This window comes from Salibacterium halotolerans, assembly GCF_900115625.1.
Lineage (GTDB): Bacteria > Bacillota > Bacilli > Bacillales > Marinococcaceae > Salibacterium > Salibacterium halotolerans.
In genome coordinates, this window is the sequence record NZ_FOXD01000014.1 from 34116 (window position 1) to 55259 (window position 21144).

Consider the following 21144-nt stretch of genomic DNA (forward strand, 5'->3'; position numbering starts at 1 on the left):
TTTCAATTTTCACAACATGAATCGGCTATTCACTTAAGATCATGGAATCGATGCGGTCTACCAGATTCACTATTTCCGGTTTGCTTATCTGAGCATCTGCTCCGACTTTTTCCCCTTTGTGGTAAAGGTCCTCTGTAATCAGGGATGAGAAAATAACGACAGGCACCTGTTTAAAAGCAGGATGATTTTTCACCTTGGACGTTAGATGATGCCCGTCCATTCTCGGCATTTCAAGATCTGTAATAATGAGGTCCGGAAGGGTGGATGGATCTTCTTCTTTCGATTCAATAAAATCCCAGGCTTCTCTGCCATCTTCGTAGACATAGGAGTTCACGTAACCAGCCTGTTCCAGAACATCTTCAAGCATCTGTCTGAGTATCGGTGAATCCTCCACAATCATCAGCTGCTTTTGTGTCCGGTCTTTGTATTGAATACTTTTTCCTTTTGGTAGACTGACTCCGGATTCCGGCGCAATATCCATGACAATTTTCTCATAATCCAGCAGCAGAGATATGTTTTCCTCCATTTTCACAATACCGATTGTATTGGCGTCATGACCCTGGGACAGTTCTCCGGGTTTTTCAATCTGTTCCCAGGAGATACGGTGAATCCTGGAAACGGCATGTACATGAAACGCTACTTTCATTTGATTCAGTTCTGAAATGATAAACTTATCGTTATAAGGATCTTCCGAGGGCGGATAGCCGAGAACTTTGGCCAGGTCCACTACCGGAATGACCTCCTCTCTAAGACGCACCACCCCTTCAAGATGTTCGTGGCGGTTCGGCGTTTCCGTCACTTCGACCGGTTGTATAATCTCTCTCACCTTTAGAACATTGATTCCGAACATCCCGCTTCCCACATTGAACATTACGATTTCGAGCTCATTCGTACCGCTTTCGAGCAGAATATCGGTTTGATTTGTAAGTGCCACGCTTTTTACCCCCAACTATGCACAGAGCATTAGTACTTTTGTCTCTATTTTACCGGATTAACAGCGAACTGCAAGATGATTTTCTATTTTTTTGCTAAAATAAAACTTTTCTACTGATTTTTTTGTCTTAATGACGATTGGTTTTGTACAAGAAGCCACGGACGCTCTTCTTCCCAATGCACTCTTCCGTTCACTTCAAACGTTTCTTTTACATTGTCGTCATTTAAAACGGTTTTTTTGTCCCCTTTTTGAATAATTCCGGCATCTTTTAATAATACGATACTGCCGACAGAAGCAGGGATTTCTTCTATGTGGTGAGTAACGTACATAAGGGCGGGAGCGTCGTCGAGTGACATGAGCGATTCAACAGAAGAGAGAAATTCTTCTCTTCCCTTTACATCAAGTCCTGTGCAGGGTTCGTCAAGCAGCAGCAGTTTCGGTTCAGCCATCCAGGCTCTGGCCAGCATCGTTCTTCGTTTCTCGCCCTGTGACAAACTCGCAAACGACCGATTCTGCAGTTCATGAATGCCGAAAAAAGACATCCAGGAAGCTGCTTTCTCTCTATCAACATCCGTCGTTGTTTCATAGAGACCGATAGAAGCGTAAAGGCCGCTCAATACGACTTCAAGAGCACTGTCCCCGGCACGGGTTCGGTAACGATCATCCAGTGTATCGCTTACCCAGCCGATTTCCCGGCGCAGTGCAGGAAGATCGATTCTGCCGTATTGCCCCTTCCAGCTCGTAACAGTACCGGATGTCGGCCACACATAGCCTGCGATAACCTGCAGCAGTGTCGTTTTTCCGGACCCGTTTAAACCAAGCAGAGCCCACTGTTCCCCCTTGTTTATTTCAAAAGTTATGTTTTGGAGTCTGGATTTTCCCCCGGATGTAACATCCACATGATCAAATCTTAAAAGTTGTGATGAATCACTCATTTTATCCCTGCCTTCATGAATTCTGTTTATATTTAAGAGTAACAAATGGAAGATTTGATTAACAGAATAACCCTTCATTTATAAATCAATAAAATTTTTTTATACTCCATCATGAAGGAACGGAGAATCTATTAACCATTCGAAAGTATTTGACTTTTATAATAAACGTGTTAAATTAAAATTGTTAAAAAAATATTTAATTAATCTAACAGTTTTAACAAAAAGGAGGACAGCATGTAACATATGTGTTAAGATGATCATTTGCGTAAGCTGTTGATCTTGATGCATTGTGTAACACAAAATTTAAGGGGGATTCATAAACATGAGAAAACTTACCTTACATTCTGTCATAGCGGCGTTGCTGCTTACTGGACTGACGGCCTGCGGCAGTGGAAGTTCCAACGATCAATCCGGTTCGTCGGAATCAGGAAACGACTCGTCATCGGAAGCAGGAAGCGACTCATCATCGGAAGCAGGAAGCGGCACTGAAACACTTCAGATGGGTCAGATAAACTGGGCAGAAAATATAGCCGTTACGAATATGTGGAAAGTTATTCTGGAAAACAGAGGGTATGACGTAAAGTTAAACAATCTTAATATGGGAACAACGATGAAAAGTGTATCCGAGGGCAGCCTGGACATCAGTTTGGAAATATGGCTCCCTGTTCAGGATCAGAACTACGTCGAACAGTACGGCGATCAAATTAATTTTTCCGACGAAGTATGGTATGAAAATGCCAAAGTCGGACTCGTCGTGCCGGAATACATGGAAGACATCAACAGCATAAAAGATCTAAACGACAATGTCAGCAAATTTGAAGGTGAAATCGTTGGTTTTGACCCGGGGGCCGGTACAATGGAAGTCACCGGAGAAATGATCAACAAATATAATTTGGACTATGAGCTGCTGCCAAGTTCAGAACCGGCCATGCTGGAAGAAATCGATCAGGCCATTGCAAACGAAAATCCGATTGTCGCGCCATTGTGGAAACCACACGGTGTCTTCTCCAAGCACAATCTGAAATTCCTGGACGATCCTAAAAACGTTTACGGTAAAACCGAACAGATTCATCACGCAACAAGACAGGGCTTTGCAGAAGATTATCCTAAACTGGATCAATGGTTTAAAAACTGGAAAATGACCGACGACCAAATCGGCACCCTGATGACTGCTGTAAATGAAGCAGAACAGCCGATTAACGGCGCGGAAACATGGGTGGAGAACCATCAGGAACTCATCAGCGAATGGGTGGAAAAATAAAAAAATGTCCCGGCGGAATTTCAGGTCCGCCGGGACATTTTTTATAGGTTAACAGCAGTCTCCTCCGGGAGCACCGTTCATGACAAGACCGAGTTGACCGTCTTCATCCGATTCAATATCAAGGGTCACCCCTTCAACATGCAAAAGGATCTGCTGTTCGATTGCTACGTGGATACCGTTAATTACTCTTTTTTCGTCGTCTTCTGCCGGCTCATCCAGAGCCAGACCAATATTGGGTCCGCTTCAGCCCATTCCGGAGAATACAACACGGATTGCGTTCATGCCGTGTTCTTCCATAACACCTTCGAGAAATTGTTTCGCTTGATCTGAAATCTGCATGTGTACTCACCTCTTTCCTGCCTCCATTTTAGAGGAAACGTACACGTTTGAAAAGTACGATGTTCAGGCCCGCTGCCGGAAGCGAAGAAAATTAGCCCCTGCTATTCCTTTTACCGTATCTTCATCAAAACGCTGCAGCAGCCACTCCACAAGGTCCGGAAATCCTGCAGGAGAAATCATGCCGTTCATTGTTTTTGAAATGCCGTCGAAATCAGATCCAAAGCCGGTAATGGAGGCTGCTCCTAAACTGCATAGATGTTCCACCTGCCTGCCGAAATCCGAAAAATCAGCTTCTTCCGTCCCGTTTATAAAATACGGATAAAACGTCAGCCCGATAAATCCCTCCTGCTTGATGAGAGCGCTGATCTGCTTATCCGTCAGATTGCGGGGATGATCGTGCAGCGCCCGGACATTTGTGTGACTGACGGCTGTTCTGCCGGCAAATTCAAGGGCCTGCCAGAAACTCTGCTCATTGAGATGAGCGGCATCGAGAATAATCTTGTGATCATTCATCCATTCAATAATATCTTTTCCTTCATCCGTCAGACCGAATTGATTCGGCTGCTCACTGCCTGCAGCAAGCTGATTTTTTTCATTCCACGTCAATCCGGCCATCTCCAGACCAGCGTCTTTCAACCGCGTCCACTCTTTCAGATCGTCCCCGATCAGTGATGCCCCTTCAAGCGAAAGCATGAAATCCGAATCCTGTTTTGTTGAATCCTGTGTCAACGTTTGAAGCACACGGAGTTCTTCATTCAAAAGAGCATACTGTCTCTTGTTTGATAAAGATGGAGGAACAAAAAGAGCAGTATTCTGAAGCTGGACTCCTCCTTCGCGCAGTGTATCCCTGTTCACTACGGGAACAGAGCCCTCCGCTGATTTCCAAAGCATATCACAATGCGCATCTGCGATAAACATTATAAACCGCAACCTTTTTTATTCAAGGTATGCAGCTGGTCGTTACATCTTTCCTTTCACTTTTAACCGTGATGCCACCGTTTCGTTTTTGTTTTTCACCATCCAGCCGAGTGTTGGATGATAATCGACATACGGCGCCGGGTTAAGGTGAAACAAAGAGTCCTCCCCGGTATAAGCATAAACGGGAGCAGCCTGCTCCATTTGTGCTGGTTCTTCCAGAACCAGGCGTACATCCACATCTGCAGCTCATGACCCGGACCAGTCCGCCTCGATTTTCAAAGCGGCGGGTACGTCAAACGCCGCTGCGGCAAGTTCTGCCCGGTCCGTCATTTTAATAAATACCATCTCCATCTGCTCTGCCTCCCTTTCTGGATTTTCGGAATAAAAAAGGAGCTGCACCTTTTGATACAGCCCCTTGTGCACTTGTGCATTTAAGAGAATGTCAACGGCAGCGGTCTTAATGTTACTTTTACTCTTTCAGGAATTGTTCCTTTTCTTTTTCCTTCGAGTAAGTGCTGGTACATTTTTTTTCCTGCCGCAGCATTTGCCGAATGTATGGTAATTCGATCTGGATACTGTTCGTTTTCCAAGAGGTATAGAACAACTTCAAACCCATTGCTTTTATTACTGCCAAGATCATGATCGAGCGACAGATGAGACACGTGTTCATCGTCCTCCAGCAGCAGAATACATTCTTCCGCTGTTTTAACAAGGATATGATCCTCAGGTCCAGGCCTCACATCGTCAAGGAAAATGTTTCGTCGTTCCATTTCATCCATCCTTTACTACCTTGATAACCCTGGGAACCGACCGATAATGATACCTTCCAATCCTATTTTATCAAAATTTCAGCAAAAATCCAACTATTCTATAACAATTCCCGGAGACCCTCGATGGCTGTTTCCAGGCGTTTTTGATTTTTTGCATCCTGTTCCTCATAGAAAGACTCATACAGATCAGCTGCGGTTCTTTCATACCATTTTAACGCATCATTCCACTCTGTTGTCATCCAGTCTGCATACTGTTTCTTCAGTTCCTCCTGGTATTTTTTCAGATATGCGTCTCCATGGGGGCGGAGAACCTGCTCCAATTCATCTTTCAGTTGTTTATATTCCCCCTGCGTAAAAAACTCCCGATACGACCGGTATTTCTTGATAAATGAAAGGTCCTTCATGGCAGCAGGCAAAGAAGAATAAACAGTCACTTCAGGTATCCGCTGTTTCGTTTCTTTTTCTACAAAAGCTCCGCCCAGCTCCTCCGGAAAGACGCGGGAAGCGTATTCCTGAAGACTTTCCCATTTCCGCCTCAGAAAGTATTCCATCCGGATCATCGTCGCGCGCACTTCTTCTGCGAACAGATGAAACAACAACGTAATGAGCTCATTAACATACCGGTGAAGCTGCGTTTGAAAGTATTCCTTCTGAAAGCGGCCGGCATTCAACAATTCTTTATATTCATCAAAATACCTGTAAAATACACGCTGCTTCACATAAAACATTAGTTCATCGAGTTCCTGCTCGACTTCCTTCCGATCGACCGATACATCATACTGCTGCATCCGCGTTTGAAAGTCCGCCACTTTCTTTTTGACTTCAGCTTTTTCGTTCTTTTTTTCCTCCTCTTTCTGTTGGAGAAAAACCTGATGGTTCCCGAGTGCCCGAATGGCGGATTCGATTTCCCCCAGCAGTTCCTGCTGCAGCGTTTCCTGCAGATTTAGATCCAGGAATGCATGGAAGGTATCAAGAAAGTACGACAGACCGGATGCGTACCGTTCCCCCTTTCCCGCTTTTCTCGCTGAAACCGGGGACACGCGCGGGGAATTTATTCCGGACCGCTCGAGTTGATTGGACACGTAGTCCAGTACTTGCTGCAGCTCCTTAACAGAGGAAGCCAGATCAGACGCGTTGACGAGGAAAAACATTTTATCATACGAAAAATAGTCTTTTGTCCGGCCGATCTGTTTTAAAAACTCCTGATCTGCTTTGGAAAACGCGTGATTGTAATAGGTGACATAGATAAGAGCATTGGCTTCTTTTAGTTCACGAAACGCCGTCTGGGAATGCCTTCTGTAAACCGATCCAATGCCGGGAGTATCCGTCAGTACACATCCGGCGCGGGTAAAATCACAGTCGTAATAAATCGTAACCGAATCAATAAGAAGTAGTTCTTTTTCCTGTTCGCACATATCCCTGTACGTTTCTTCATTGGTTGTCACAAGCTGCCCCATCCTGTTATTGCTCATTGAAGCCGTCTCATGATATGTATCAAGCAGGTCGATTTCATCGGGTTGTAACAGATCCAGTACAGTAAAGGTATCCTCGGTTTCGTCCTTTTTTTCTTTCCCGTTCTCCTCATCAGGAGTTAGCTGCGTGTTTCTCATGTCTTCTTTTTGGTCCGGCCACTCTTCAAACGTCTGCAGTTCACGTCCTGCTTTACCCAGTATGTCGTTCATGTCGCCGGTAATACCGGATGCTGACTTATAGACCAGCTCCACGCTTCGGTGGGGATGCTGCTCATCAGGATATTGTATCCGCTGTACACAGGCTGTAGTCGGGCTCGCAGAGACGCGCAGCACCGGCTCACCCAGGATGGCATTGACAAGCGTCGATTTCCCCGCACTGAAACTACCGAAAAGAGAAACACGACAATTTTTTCCCCGTAACCGCTCTGCTTTTTTCTGCAGTGAACGCATCCGCTGCTCCATCTGCGGGATCTTCTGCACCAGAGAAACGGCCTGCTCTGCTATTTGCGCAGAGATTATGTTTGATTGACGGTAGGAAAAGCCGGTACGTTCCGGAACCGGCGGATACAACGCCCCGATATCAATGGACGCTGGTTCATAGACCTGGGATAAAGGGCGGCCGGTTTCATCCTCCGCTGTGTCAAAACGGGAAGCCTCAAGCAAAACGGCACTTTCGTTCAGTCGTTTCGCATAATACGCAATTCTCTCATCCAGCCGGGATATCCTTTCGTCGATCCGGACGCGCTCCTCCCGTACTTCCCACCAAAGGCTGCGTTCCTGCTGAAGACGTTCGATCTCCTGATTCTGAATCCTTCCCAACATTTGTTTCCACTCCGGCATCCATTCCCGCAGCAGAGCTTTATAATGTTTCCTGATCTGTTCAGCAAGGCTCCGGCAGAATACCGCGTTGTAGTTTACGCCGTGCCGTGATCCGTTTAACCGTGCTTCGGTAATCAGTGTTTCATCCGGCTCCCAATACAGAGAAAACAGGGTTCTTTTATGTTCCTGCCCGAATAAATGATAATACTGCATCGTCCGGCGCATCTCCTGTTGAAGCGGAATATCGATATAACTCTGCACATTTTCCCTGAGACTGTCCAGGAGCCGCTGTTTGGTTTCTGCTGCTTCTCTATGTACATGCTTTGGCTGCAGCCATTTTCTCCAAATCGAAGCTTCCCTGAGAGAAGCAAGATAATCTTTTGCAGCATTTCTCGTATGATAAGGAGTGATTTTGGCATTTTCAAAGAGGTGGTCCACCATTTTCACCACTTGAAACTCAAACTGCTCCGCCCAGAACGGCAGATTTTGAAGCTGGTTATCCAATTCCTCTATCAAACGGTCTATTTCATTCACACTCTGTTTCAACCGATTGTTGTTTTGATTACGGGTTTCCTGTGCTTTTTGACAGCGGACAGCCTCCTCCATTATCCGATATATCTGAAGCGCAGCGTGCCGGCTTCTTACGTGACCGGCCTGTTCTTGATCAAGGTGAAAAAGACGCCGGAGAGCTTCCCATCCTTTGGGCGAAACATCGGGAAACAATGCAGATATATAATAAGTGCCTGATACGAAAAGACCGCGCCTGTTCCACGAGTCCATTATATGACGGTGGAACGTGTCAAAAGACTGTTCCTGCTCTTCGTGTTTATCCACTTGATTTACGATCAATGCCGGTGAGACACCAAGTTCATTGATTTCTTGCAGCAATTCCTCATTGCCGGCCGATTCCACGTGTTGATAGTCGGTAACACAGCATACGATATCGGCCTCAGTAAACGATGAAACAGCTTTTCTCCGGTGTTGGGGGTCGGTAGAATCAATGCCGGGTGTATCTATGATTTTGACGTGTTCAGGAAGCTCGACCGACGGCGACTGGATGGAAAGTTCCACCACATGATCGGAAAGAAACCAGGAATCCAGAGCCTCCTCCTGCGGTATTTCTTTCCATTTCCCGGTTTCTGTATCACGGTAATGATAGAGTGGTTCCTTGTTGTATTGCAGGTGAACAAGATTGGCACTTGTCGGCACTGGATGGGATGGCAGAATATCGCTGCCGATGATCCGGTTGAGAAGGGTGGACTTGCCGGCGGAAAAATGACCGAAGCACGCAATAGTCAAAAAGGAAGCAGAGAGTGTATCCGCTGTCGATGCTGTCTGCTGCTTCAACGCCGGTGTGAGCGAAATAATCGTATCATTTTGCAGTTCATGAAGAATGCGGCGCAGCTCGTCTTTCGAAAATTGAAGCTGTTCCACATACGCTGCGCGTTCCTTTATGTTTATCTTTGTGCCTTTTTGCGTCATGGATGCCTCCCCCTTTTCTTCCGGCATGTCCCAATAGAAAAACCGGCTTTTCTTATATGCCGGTTTTACAGTAAAAAATCCTTCTCAAACAGATAGGAATACGGAATATCCACAAACACATACAGGTTTTCATTAATAGGGTATGAATACGTGCGTATGCGCTCTTCTTTATGAATGTCTGTGTACAGATCTGACAGAATCCCTTTTTTCTCGATATTCATTCGTACGATATTCTCAAGAAAATAGGGACGCCAGCTCCAGTTCCGGTTCTTTTCTTCAAACTGATACTGCCACATGCCGTCTTCATCGAGAAATGCGTTCCCTGACTGCTGGAACCCTTCATAATTACACAAATACACGCGGAACGAAAGATCCTTCAGCTCATCCGCAATATGAAGGGTTAAGTCATCAATATCATCGGGATTCTGTTTATCTTTCACCACACGCTCAAGGCGTTTGGCCAATGTGTCCGTCAATTCAATCTGTGCTTCGATTTTCTTTTTTTCAAAGAATAGAAAGTCATTGAAATGCTTCCGCAGTGTTTCGGCAAACGTCATTTTATCAAGAAAAGAGAGATCCGGACGTCCGAGATAGGAACCTTGAAAATAGCGGGCGCCGTGTTTCCATGCAAAATGAAGTTGGTTGAATTCTTTGATATTTTCAAAAAGAAGGGAAGCACCGATTTTTCCGGACAATACAGATAGAGAGTGCAGCGCTTCCCGGTACATCTCCGGAAAGGACTGATCAGCAAGAAACTCCAGATCCACTTTGACGATATCCGGATTCAGGTAGGCAATCTCATCAAGCGGCGTACTGGTTTTACCGAGGTCATCAAGGGCAATACGAATCCCCATGCTTTGCACGTATTGTATAAAATGCTTCAATCTGGAGACGTCTCCTTCGAAATCGTGCTCTTTGCACTCGAGAACAAGCCTTGAGAAAGATAAACCGTAATCTTTATAGGAGGACAGTTTTTCAAAAAAATGTTCACCCCCATCGGTCAAAATCAAATCCACATCAACATTTAGAAAAATATGTTCGGTGCGGTTCCCGTCCAGAAAAGAAGTGAGGGCCTGATGATGAATCTGCTCTTCTATCTCTCTTCTATATTCCTCCGGGATGGTTTTATCCTGAAAAAAAGGACGGAGACTGATCGAACGTTCCTCGTCCTGATAACGCCCAAGGACTTCATACCCCGTAATTTCCTGCCTGTCAGTGCTTATAATAGGCTGAAGGTATGCTGTGACATTCTGTTTATTCATCACAATATCAAGTGCATCCATCTTGATCACCTTTACTTTTTGTACAATCTGTCAAACAGAAAGGTCTGTATAATCCCGTTGTTATACAGACCAAAAAGAAAAAACTACGCAAAATCATACGGAGTCTGCTGGTAGACAAAGTAGTTCAACCAGTTTAAAAACAATAAATTGGAATGTGCACGCCAGCGCAGCGGTGGATGCTTCAGATGATTGTCTTCCGGGAAGTAGTTGTCCGGCAGCTTCGTGGAAATGCCGCGCCGTGCATCTCTTTCAAACTCATCCCGGAGCGTTTCTGCATCATATTCGCTGTGACCCGTAATAAAAATCTGTCTGCCATCCCTGGACGCAGCCAGATACACGCCGGCTTCCCCGGATTCAGACAGGATATCAAGCTCCGGCACCTGCTCCACATCTTCTCTTCTCGTTTCGGTGTAACGGGAATGAGGAGCGTTAAATACATCATCGAACCCTCTCATCAGACTGTGGTACGGTTTGTTTATATGATGTTGGAAAATGCCGAACAGTTTTTTATCCATCGGATGTTTGGGAATTCCGTAATGATAATACAGTGCTGCCTGAGCTCCCCAGCAGATATGCAGGGTGGATGTTACGTTGGTTTTGCTCCACTCCAGAATTTTTTTCATTTCATCCCAGTAATCGACCTGCTCAAATGGGAGTTTCTCCACCGGTGCTCCGGTTATGATCATGCCGTCAAACGTACTGCTGCTTATTTCATCAATGGTCTTGTAAAAAGCAGCCAGATGTTCCTGAGGCGTATTCTTGGAGCGGTGAGTGTCCGGATGAAGAAGAGAAATATCGAGCTGCAGCGGTGTGTTTCCCAGCATCCGTAAAATCTGGGTTTCTGTCGTTTCTTTTAGTGGCATTAAATTTAGAATAAGAATTTTAAGAGGGCGGATGTCCTGGGTGTAGGCACGACTCTCATTCATCACGAAAATATTTTCCTGTGTTAATATATCTTTTGCGGGTAGATGGTCAGGTACTTTAATTGGCATACGTCTCTCTTACTCCTTATTCTCTTTCTATTTCTACGATCTTTCGGGTATCAACTTTCTTAATTCTACAAAATATCATGAAATAGAAAAAGAATCAATTACGGTACAACGGAGCCGGGGAGACTCTGCATCAGGATCCGCCTGAGGTGCTGCCGGAGGGTTTAAGATTCCATGCAGCAAGCCCGTTTCCACTGTGATTGGTATAGGAGAGTTCATAATGATTGGAATCTCCTACGTCGAACGCAAGTGTTCCTCTGCGGAGTCCACCGGCTCGAATCTGACCGCCGACCAGCCGCTGATCGTCATAGGAAGTCAAATTTTCATACGTGTGTCCATCGGCGTCTGTCACGAGTATATTAAACAGAGGAATTTCCCGGGGCTGTTCCGCCAGGTTCTGAAACGAAATATCTGCAACCAAAACCTGTTTTTCCTGCTGACTGGAAAAGTAGGAATCATGAACAGTGATGTTGAAATCTCCCACTTCCGCCGTTTCACCGGGAGCAAGAAGTCCGCTCGAACTGGCAGACACCTTCTGTTCGAACGTTTCCTGCTCTCCGGCTGAGCGCTGGGACTGAATAAACATACCGCTGAAAATACCCAGTACCAGAATAAGTCCAAACAGCAGCCATAATTTTTTATCCATTTCCTTCTCTCTCCATTTCTTCTGCGCGTGTCTCTATTACAAAACGTGGTTTCCCGATGCTGGGGCGGAATGTTCTATTTCCACCAGTCATCGTGAACAGTAACAGGAAGCTGTCTTTTATGTTCTGTCTGTGCATACCGCCGTATAATCTGTTTAGCTGTGTTCGGATCAATGTCCCGTCCTTCAAGGAAATCATCCATCTGCGCGTATCGGAAACCAAGCGCTTCCTCGTCCGGCAGTCCGGGATTGTCGCTTTCCAGATCGGCAGTAGGTACTTTTTCAAACGTCACACCCGGGGCATCGAGCTTTCGCAGCAGTTCTTTTCCCTGACGTTTATTTAAGCCGTACAAAGGAGCTATATCACAGGCACCGTCTCCGTGTTTTGTGAAAAACCCGGTTAATGCTTCCGCCGCATGATCTGTTCCGATAACGAGGCAGTTGAATTCAGCAGCAATGTCATACTGCACTTTCATGCGTTCCCGTGCTTTCGTATTGCCTTTGTTAAAATCGCTCATTTCTCTTCCAACTGCATCACGAAACGCTTCTTCCGACGCATCGACAGCTTTTTTAATATTCACCGTGATGATGGAAGCTGGATTAATAAATTCCATCGCGGCTGCAGCATCTTCTTCATCAAACTGTTTACCGTATGGAAGACGCAGTCCAGCAAATGTATAGGATTTTGTTTCTTCGTCATTCAGTTCGGCCACAGCCTTCTGCGCCAGTTTTCCGGCAAGAGTCGAGTCCTGTCCTCCGGAAATCCCCAGCACATATCCATCTGCACCGGTATGTTTCAAATAGTCTTTAAGAAAGTTTTTACGTACTTCTATCTCTTCTTCAGGGATAATTGATGGTTTAACTTCGAGCGCTTGTATAATTGACTGTTGATCAGCTTCCATTGTTTTCCCTCCTGTTTCCTTCTTTTTTCATTTACCTGTTGTGTCGATATTTTAAACATAATCAGTAGACGTTCCGGCAAAACGACGAAGCTGGTAAAGCATCCCTTCTTTTTTCATAATTTCAGTCTGGGTGCTTCCGAGCAGATCGAAATGGGGATACGCCTCCCGATTATGAATCCATTCCGGTTTCAGGCCGTATTGCCGGCCCCATTCTGCCAATTTCCTGATATCGCAGCATCCCGCTTTTGTTACCGAATCATATTCGGGAAACCGTTTGTCGTACCAAAAGTGTGTAAGAAAGGCAATCTCTTTGTTCTGTACACCCTTTTTCCAATCATTCAGTTCTTTTCTTGTAATTCCAAACGCCAAGGCTTCTCCCCCTTTCTTGTTATACCATATATGCTGAACTTCTTTTGCTGATAAAGTTAGAAAAATTGACAGGTGTATTATTTTTTATGCATCTCATAAGCTTCATGCCAGTCAGGAAGGTGTTTTTTTATCGAGAGCGGACGGAAGGACTCTTGATCCACACATACATGGGTGCTTGTTCCTTCCGCACAGCGCCCCCCATCTCCGTTTATGATGGAATAACCGTACACGACACGAACCCCGTCATATGTTTCAATCCAGGTATGAAGCTTAACCTGATCCCCGTAACGAACCGGCGTCTTATAATGCAGATCGACGTGGATAACAGGTGAGATAATACCTGCATCTTCGAGTTCTTTATATGTAAAACCGAATTCTTTGATTAAATGGGTACGCCCAAGTTCACACCAGACAACATAATTGGAATGATGTACAATCCCCATCTGGTCTGTTTCCACGTACCTTACTTCAATGTCCGTAACTGTTTCTTTCATTATCTTCCCCTCTTTTTTCCAATTGTTTATCATGCCATGCTGCCGCAGCATCATCCACAGTCAAAAGACGGAGTATATGTTCTGAATCAACCGGTTCTTCTGAAATCCGAAGCGCCTGCTGCTGAAACATTTCTTCACTTACATCTTCTGCTAATCTGGCATTGCCGGATGTATCGATTTCGTTATACATGGCCGCAAGTTTTTGCTGCGCTTCTTCCTCCAGTATATATCCATATTTCCTGCAGTATTCGGCCGTGATCCGGAGAAGGTCTTCCGGCGGGAAGGAAGGAAAATAAAACGTTTTTTTAAAGCGGGATTCAAGCCCCGGATTTAATTGAAACAACTCTTCCATCGGGCCTGGATATCCCGATAAAATCACAACGAGATTATCCTCGTGTTTTGTCATTTCTTCAACCAGCGTATCCAATGCTTCTCTCCCGAAATCTGTTTTAGCAGCTCCGCCGAGAGCATAGGCTTCATCTATAAAGAGAACACCTCCCAGTGCTTCCTGCACTTTCCGTTTTGTTTTCACGGCAGTTTGTCCGGTATATTCTGCAACGAGATCACTTCTTCCTGCAACAATCAGATGACCACGTTTCAACAGTCCGAGCTCTCTCAGAATGCCGGCGTAAATACCGGCTACTGTTGTCTTTCCCGTTCCGGGTGGACCGTGGAAGACCGTATGAAGCTGGATCGGTGCAGCCGGCAGGTTTTTCTGCCTACGCTGATTTTGAACCTGGATAAAGGCGGCCAATTTTTTTATTTCCTGCTTCACATCTTCGAGGCCGATCAGCTCATCCAGGCGTTCCATCGGCTGTTCTTCCTTTTCATGACGTTCCTCCAAAACAGGATCTTTAACATCACTGCCTGTAAGAATAGCAAAATCATCAATTGAATCAGACGACGTATGTCCTATAGATGCTCCTTTTTGAAAAATGGCATCCATAATGATATCCTTCACCGATCTGGCGTTACCAAAACTTTCATCCACCTGGACGTTTTCAATTCGTTTCTGCAATTCCTGCCTGCCATCTTCCCTAATAACAAAATCATTATCAAAAGCAGTCTGTTCTGCAATCCGGATTAATTCATCCATCGAATAATCAGGCAGGTGAATATGATTTGTTTCCGGAAAACGGCTGCGCAGGCCGGGATTGGCTCGTAAAAACTGCCTCATCTCCTCCGGATACCCGGCCATGATAACGGCAAAAGTCCCCGCATATTCGCTGTTTGTCATTGCTGTTAACAGTGTGTCTATCGCAGTCTGCCCGAAATCATTCGAATCCATTCCGTCTCTTTTCAGGCTGTAGGCTTCATCAATGAACAGAACACCGCCTACTGCTTCTTTGACAAGATTCATCGTCTTCTCTTCCGTCTGCCCGACATAGGCACCGACAAGATGAGAACGGTCTGCTTCCAGCACTTCATTTTGCTGCAGCAGACCGAGTCTTTTATATATGGCAGCAAGGAGATGGGCAAGCATGGTTTTGCCGGTCCCTGGATTACCGGTCAAAATAATGTGCAGGCTTCGTTCATCGTGCAGGGTGTAACCTTTTTCTTTTCTGATCCTCTGATATTCCAGATAGTGATACAGACGATGCACCCTTTGTTTCACACGTTCCATTCCAATTACCTGATTCAGTGCTGCAAGCGGGTCGTCTTCCTTCCGGGATGACAGACTTTCATGATTCATCATTTCCTGCCAGCGCCGGCTGCATCCTGTCAGCTCATTCAGGGACGATTGCATCTTTTTTACCTGTTCCGGCGGGTAAAACGAGCCGGATACGGTATCAAGGTATCCCTGCGCCGCCTCTTTTAATTGAACATAAGCGGACGAGCCTTCATCCAGGAGGCGACGCACCGCTGAAAGATCGATGTCATAAGCCTGCGCCGCCTCTTCAACGTATTCATCCGGATCGTCTATCCACTCCATGACTTCTTTTAGATTCTGTATTTCCTGTTCTGCTGCGTGTTTCAGCTGTTCTACAGCTTTTTTTCGCGCACTGCTCTGATCGGTTTCGCGTATGGAAGGAAGGGCATGTGTAAATACGGTATCCCTTATCGTGAAAAGCTGATACACACTGGAAAGTTTCTTCAGTACAGGTTCATCGGCGGATAGACTCTGCCCTTTCTGCAGCCAGCTTTTCACCAGCGGGTCAAATCGATGCTTCTCAAAAAACCTGTCCCGTGCCATCAACCCATAAAGCTTCGAGGCCAGGTTTCGTTCTTCCGGATTGTCTTCTCTTAGTTGACTGAGCCATGAGCGGATGTCTTCAAGCGTCATGGAAATATGACCGGATTCCCATTCTGAAGTTGTAGATACTGCGTTCTGGAATTCCTGTTCATCCAATCCGACCCTCTCCTTTCTCCCTCCCGGATTTTTCTGCCGCCGTTCTTCGGAAAAATTTACACATTATCCTTTTGTGCGTCTTCAGTCTGTATCTTCGGCATCCAGCTGCGAATAACGATGATCAGCAAAAAACCGACCGTTCCTCCAATGGTATTCAGAAAAACATCGTCCACATTCGCCACACGGTGGGTAAAAACATATTGGTTTATTTCAATAAATAAAGAAAGAAGAATAGATAAACCCGGAACTATCCACCACGCTTTTTTACTATGTATCAACATTAATGCTGTCAGCACTCCAAAAGGGAGAAACATCACGATATTGCCGCCAAGAATGACGACAGGATCCACTACATCCGGACTGTAAACGGCAATCCGGTAAATGCTGCGGAAAAAATCCAGATTATAGTTTCTCCCCCCGGGCCCCACCGGTCCATAAGAAGAACCGTGATTCCAGGCAAACAGCGTAACGTAAAATAAAACGGCCAGATAAAGCAGAAGCAGTATCATAATTACCGGCTTTGCTTTTAAGACGAGCCGTTCTGTCTTATGTAATTTATTTGTATTTAAATGTCCCATTTGTCCACTCCTGAAAAATTCACTGCCTGTCTCCTTTAACTATTATCTGTTCTGCCTGTCTGTTTGACAAGTGAAATGCTGGATTTTATTGAATTATAATAAAGAATTGATTTTTATTTTATTAGAAATACGGTACGTGAAATTTTTTATTGAAGAAAAAAACCGGGCCCTTTTAGGCCCGGTGCAAAGAGATTATACTCTCTTTTCCTGTTCCACTTCAGCAAGCTTATCGCGCAGGACAAGCTGCAGAATGCCGCCGTGGCGGTAATAATCCATTTCAACATCACTGTCAAAGCGGGCTACTGCCTTAAACGTCTTCTTCGTTCCATCCGGTGCGGCGGCTTCCACTTCGACGAGTTCGTGCGGCGTGACATGGTTATCGACTTTCACGTCGAATGATTCTTCTCCGGTGAGTCCCAATGTTTCAGCGTTCTCCCCTTCCTGGAACTGAAGCGGGAGTACACCCATCAACACGAGGTTACTGCGGTGGATACGTTCAAAGCTTTCGGCAATAACGGTCTTGATGCCGAGTAGGTTGGTACCTTTCGCAGCCCAGTCACGGGAACTTCCCATGCCGTAGTCTTTACCGGCGATGACCATCAGGCCGGTGTTATCATCTTTGTACTTCATGGCGGCATCATAAATGGCCATCACATCGCCGGTCGGCCAGTATGTTGTATACCCGCCTTCTGTGCCGGGAGCGAGCTGGTTTCTGATACGGATGTTGGCAAACGTACCACGCATCATCACTTCATGGTTACCGCGTCTTGAACCGTAGGAATTAAACTGGGACGGCTTCAAACCTTTTTCTGTCAGGTATCTTCCGGCCGGGCTGTCTTTGGCGATCGCTCCTGCCGGGGAAATATGGTCCGTTGTAACCGAGTCGCCGAATTTCCCGATGACACGAAGGTCGTTCAGCGGTTTGATGTCATCCGGCTCTTCCGACATTTCTTCAAAGAACGGTGGATTCTGAATGTAGGTGGATTCTTCATCCCAGTCGTACAGTTCAGGGTTATCGTCGGACTGAAGTCTATTCCAGCGTTCGTTATTGTCAAACACGCTCTCATATTCGTCTTTGAAAAGCTGCGGCGAAACATTTTCATGAACAAAGTTCTTGATTTCTTCAGCGGAAGGCCAGATGTCTTCAAAATATACATCGTTTCCGTTTTTATCTTTGCCGAAGGATTCATTGTTCATGTCAAAGTTCACGTTACCTGCCAGCGCGTACGCCACAACGAGCGGCGGCGAGGCTAGATAATTGGCTTTAACAAGCGGGTGAATCCTGCCCTCAAAGTTACGGTTTCCGCTCAGCACGGACGAAACGAGCATATCATTGTCGGCAATGGCTTTTTCAATTTCTTCAGGCAGCGGCCCGCTGTTTCCGATACAGGTGGTACAGCCGTATCCGACAAGATTAAAACCAAGTTCGTTCAAGTAAGGCATAAGACCAGAATCTTCCAGATAGCGTGTAACGACTTTGGACCCTGGCGCGAGCGAGGTCTTCACATACTCCGGAACATCGAGTCCTTTTTCCACGGCATTTTTCGCGAGCAGTCCGGCGCCGATCATGACGTATGGATTCGATGTGTTCGTACAGCTTGTAATGGCTGCAATCGTCAGCGCGCCTGTTTCCATTTCAGACTCTTTGCCGTTCGGATGGGTGACCTTCACTTTTTTATCCACATCTTCCGGTGCCAGTCCAAATCCTTGGTTGCCCGCAGGAGCGGTAAGCGCTTCGTTGAACGTCTTTTTCATCTCTGACATCGGAATGAGGTCCTGCGGACGTTTCGGACCGGAGAGACTTGGTTCAATCGTGGAAAGATCCAGTTCCACCACTTTCGTGAATTCCGGTTCTTCCGCTCCGTCTTCATAAAACATATTGTTGGCTTTCGCATAAGCTTCCACCATATCAATATGTTCTTCGGAACGGCCTGTCAGACGCATGTAATTCAGCGATTCCTGGTCAACAGGGAAGAAACCACAGGTTGCTCCGTATTCCGGTGCCATATTGGAAATGGTGGCACGGTCTGCAAGCGGCATTTCTTTTAGTCCTGGACCGAAGAATTCGACAAACTTGCCTACCACATTGGTTTCACGGAGAAGCTGAGTCGCTCTTAAAGCCAGGTCGGTAGCAGTGGCGCCGTTCGGAAGAGAACCTTTCAGGCGGACGCCTACAACTTCGGGAGCCGGGAAGTATGACGGCTGCTGCAGCATACCTGCTTCCGCTTCGATACCTCCGACACCCCAGCCGAGAACACCCAGACCGTTAATCATGGTTGTATGGGAGTCTGTTCCAACAAGTGTGTCCGGGAATGTGTCCACTTCGCCGTTCTCCGTTTCTTTCGTGTGAACGACAGAAGCCAGATACTCCAGGTTCACCTGGTGCACGATACCGGTAGCCGGTGGAACAGCGCGGTAGTTATCAAACGCTTTTGTAGCCCAGCTCAGCAGTTTGTAGCGTTCTTCATTGCGTTCGAACTCAAGATTCATGTTCTGTTCGAGAGAATCCGATGTTCCAAACCGGTCTACCTGGACGGAGTGGTCTACGACAAGATCAACCGGGATGGCCGGATTGATTTTGCCGGCACTGCCGTTCATGTCTGCCATTGCTTTACGAAGAGAAGCAAGGTCCACCACAGCAGGTACACCTGTGAAGTCCTGAAGGATAACGCGTGACGGTTTGAACGGTACGTCTTCGCTTCCTCCATCTTTTGTTCCCCAGCCAGCAAGACTCTCCACGTGTTCTTTTTTAATCACTTTGCCGTCGAGCTGTCTAAGCAATGACTCAAGCAGCACTTTCACTGAATACGGAAGCTTCGATACATTACCGGAACCGGCTTCCTCCAGTGCTTTAATGTCATAGTAGTGATACGTTGTTCCGTTGGACGTAAAAGTCCTGCGGGCGTTAAATACATCCTGATAAGCACTCATATGTAGTCCCTCCTCTTAAACTATGATAGAACAGTAACGAAAAAATGTCGAAATAAATGATTTCCACGTTCTGTTTGTCAAAAAGCCAGGGCTTTCCCTATTTAAGAATAGCAAAACTTCCATCAAATATAAATAATTTTTTTAAGAAAAAACTGTTTTCCTACTGCAGCTCTTTCATTTTCTCTATTTTGGAAAGCGCTTCTGCCGTCACTTTCATCTCCTCTTCGGTAAGCGTACGCAAATCAACCAGTATTTTCTCATGTTTCACCCTGACCGCGATAGGAGGATCGGAATACGTACGAAGACACGCAGCCGCTTCCTCAGCGGATAGAGAAGATGGAGTAATGGCAGCGGCGGCTGTTGGAAGTTCCACCTCCGGCATCGTTCCGCCGCCGACTCTGGAGTATTCATCTTCCACAGCCGCTTTCCACGTCGACAGCTGCAGGGAATTCAGAAATATTTCGGCCCGCCTTTTCACTTCCTCTTTTGTTTCCAGTACCATCCGGACGGCCGGTATTTCTGTTTCCCTGTTCCCCGCGTAAGCTTTCAATGTTTCTTCAAGTGCAGCGATTGTCATTTTATCTACACGCAGCACTCGTGCCAGCTGATGTTTTTTTAAACGGTCGATCCATTTCTTCCGCCCCGCTATAATGCCTGCCTGGGGACCGCCGAGAAGCTTATCTCCTGAAAAGGTCACCAGGTCAGCACCGGTGGCAAGCGCTTCTTTCACGGTAGGTTCCGATCCAATTCCATGTTCTTTAAAATCATACAGAGCGCCGCTCCCGAGATCTTCATAAACAATCATATCCTGCTGCTGTTCTGCGGCCACTTCTGTGAGCTCCGAAAGCGGTACTTCTTCGGTGAATCCAATCGTTTTAAAATTACTGGTATGTACCTTCATCAGCATCGCTGTATCCGGCCCGACCGCCTGTTCATAATCCCTGCGGTGGGTTTTGTTCGTCGTGCCTACTTCCACAAGTGCCGCCCCGCTTTCTTCCATAATAGAAGACACACGGAATGAACCTCCTATTTCCACGAGCTGTCCGCGGGAGACGATGACCTCTCTTTTTTTTGCCAGTGCTTTCAATACCATATAAACGGCAGCCGCGTTATTGTTAACAACCATGGCAGCTTCAGCACCGGTGACAGTCTGAATTAAATCTTCCAGAATATCATGGCGTGACCCGCGCCCGCCGGAAGAGATGTCGTATTCAAGGCTGGAGTACCCTGCAGCAGCCTCGGCTGCCTTTTTAACGGCTTCATCACTCATATTTGCCCGTCCGAGGTTCGTATGAAGAATGGTACCTGTTGCATTAATCACCTGCTTCAGACGGCTTTTTCGAAAGGATTCGAAACGGCCGGACACCTGCTGCAGCAGGTAGGTTTCCACTTCATTCTGCGAAGAAAGGTCAGGGCCTGTTTCATGAAGCCATTCTTCCCGAAGCCGGTTCATCTCCAGGCGCAGCCAATCTGTCAGCAGGTTTTCATTACCGAGTTCCTGCTTCATTTCAAGAAACCTATGTTTATTCTGCATCTCATGAACAGGGGGAATCCACCGCAGTTTCTCTTTCATCAATACGTCACTTCCTTGTTTTTTAGAAAGAAACAGCCGGTGCCGGAAAACGGAGCCGGCTGTTTTCTCTCTATCCAGTGTCCGCTTTTATTTTAGTGTATC

At 46.2% G+C, this 21144-nt stretch carries 17 protein-coding genes; 1 reads left to right on the forward strand and 16 read right to left on the reverse strand.

The window, feature by feature from the left end:
* Positions 1-25: 25 nt before the first annotated feature.
* Positions 26-934 (reverse strand): chemotaxis protein, encoded by a 909-nt coding sequence (locus BM124_RS12255; protein WP_342028632.1) that lies wholly within the window; start codon positions 932-934, stop codon positions 26-28.
* 110 nt (positions 935-1044) lie between these two features.
* A complete protein-coding gene (locus BM124_RS12260; protein ID WP_170841128.1) occupies positions 1045-1869 on the reverse strand; it encodes an ABC transporter ATP-binding protein in 825 nt (274 codons plus the stop codon).
* Positions 1870-2191: 322 nt separating this feature from the next.
* On the opposite strand from BM124_RS12260, the gene BM124_RS12265 reads away from it, so the two are divergent.
* Complete coding sequence (locus tag BM124_RS12265) at positions 2192-3130, forward strand: glycine betaine ABC transporter substrate-binding protein (protein ID WP_093337911.1); 939 nt, start codon at positions 2192-2194, stop codon at positions 3128-3130.
* Positions 3131-3532: 402 nt separating this feature from the next.
* Here BM124_RS12265 and BM124_RS12270 read toward each other — a convergent pair whose 3' ends face one another.
* From BM124_RS12270 to selA, 14 genes are all read right to left on the reverse strand, one after another.
* Entirely contained in the window at positions 3533-4387 is an 855-nt protein-coding gene (locus BM124_RS12270; RefSeq protein WP_093337912.1) for a dipeptidase, read from the reverse strand.
* Between the two features lie 42 nt (positions 4388-4429).
* The gene (locus BM124_RS12275; protein WP_093337914.1) at positions 4430-4624 is read right to left on the reverse strand and encodes a hypothetical protein; all 195 of its coding nucleotides are present in this window, start codon (positions 4622-4624) and stop codon (positions 4430-4432) included.
* 194 nt (positions 4625-4818) lie between these two features.
* A complete protein-coding gene (locus BM124_RS12280) occupies positions 4819-5157 on the reverse strand; it encodes a cyclic-phosphate processing receiver domain-containing protein (protein WP_093338014.1) in 339 nt (112 codons plus the stop codon).
* 98 nt (positions 5158-5255) lie between these two features.
* On the reverse strand, positions 5256-8930 hold the full coding sequence (locus tag BM124_RS12285; protein WP_170841130.1) for a dynamin family protein: 3675 nt from the start codon (positions 8928-8930) through the stop codon (positions 5256-5258).
* A 65-nt stretch (positions 8931-8995) separates the two neighbouring features.
* Positions 8996-10213 (reverse strand): EAL domain-containing protein, encoded by a 1218-nt coding sequence (locus tag BM124_RS12290; protein ID WP_093337917.1) that lies wholly within the window; start codon positions 10211-10213, stop codon positions 8996-8998.
* 83 nt (positions 10214-10296) lie between these two features.
* Positions 10297-11205, reverse strand: a complete 909-nt coding sequence (gene metA, locus BM124_RS12295; RefSeq protein WP_093337918.1) for a homoserine O-acetyltransferase MetA — start codon at positions 11203-11205, stop codon at positions 10297-10299.
* A gap of 130 nt (positions 11206-11335) precedes the next feature.
* Entirely contained in the window at positions 11336-11848 is a 513-nt protein-coding gene (locus BM124_RS12300) for a DUF4352 domain-containing protein (RefSeq protein ID WP_093337920.1), read from the reverse strand.
* Between the two features lie 74 nt (positions 11849-11922).
* Entirely contained in the window at positions 11923-12747 is an 825-nt protein-coding gene (nadE, locus tag BM124_RS12305) for an ammonia-dependent NAD(+) synthetase (protein WP_093337921.1), read from the reverse strand.
* Between the two features lie 51 nt (positions 12748-12798).
* Positions 12799-13116 (reverse strand): hypothetical protein, encoded by a 318-nt coding sequence (locus BM124_RS12310; RefSeq protein WP_093337922.1) that lies wholly within the window; start codon positions 13114-13116, stop codon positions 12799-12801.
* A 77-nt stretch (positions 13117-13193) separates the two neighbouring features.
* A complete protein-coding gene (locus BM124_RS12315; protein WP_093337925.1) occupies positions 13194-13610 on the reverse strand; it encodes an acyl-CoA thioesterase in 417 nt (138 codons plus the stop codon).
* Positions 13585-15960: an AAA family ATPase gene (locus BM124_RS12320; protein WP_093337926.1), complete on the reverse strand. Its 2376-nt coding sequence runs from the start codon at positions 15958-15960 to the stop codon at positions 13585-13587. The genes BM124_RS12315 and BM124_RS12320 overlap by 26 nt, the downstream gene beginning before the upstream one ends.
* A gap of 56 nt (positions 15961-16016) precedes the next feature.
* The gene (locus BM124_RS12325; protein ID WP_170841132.1) at positions 16017-16538 is read right to left on the reverse strand and encodes a VanZ family protein; all 522 of its coding nucleotides are present in this window, start codon (positions 16536-16538) and stop codon (positions 16017-16019) included.
* A gap of 192 nt (positions 16539-16730) precedes the next feature.
* On the reverse strand, positions 16731-19469 hold the full coding sequence (acnA, locus tag BM124_RS12330) for an aconitate hydratase AcnA (protein ID WP_093337927.1): 2739 nt from the start codon (positions 19467-19469) through the stop codon (positions 16731-16733).
* Between the two features lie 160 nt (positions 19470-19629).
* Positions 19630-21042, reverse strand: a complete 1413-nt coding sequence (gene selA / locus BM124_RS12335) for an L-seryl-tRNA(Sec) selenium transferase (protein WP_093337929.1) — start codon at positions 21040-21042, stop codon at positions 19630-19632.
* Positions 21043-21144: the final 102 nt, after the last annotated feature.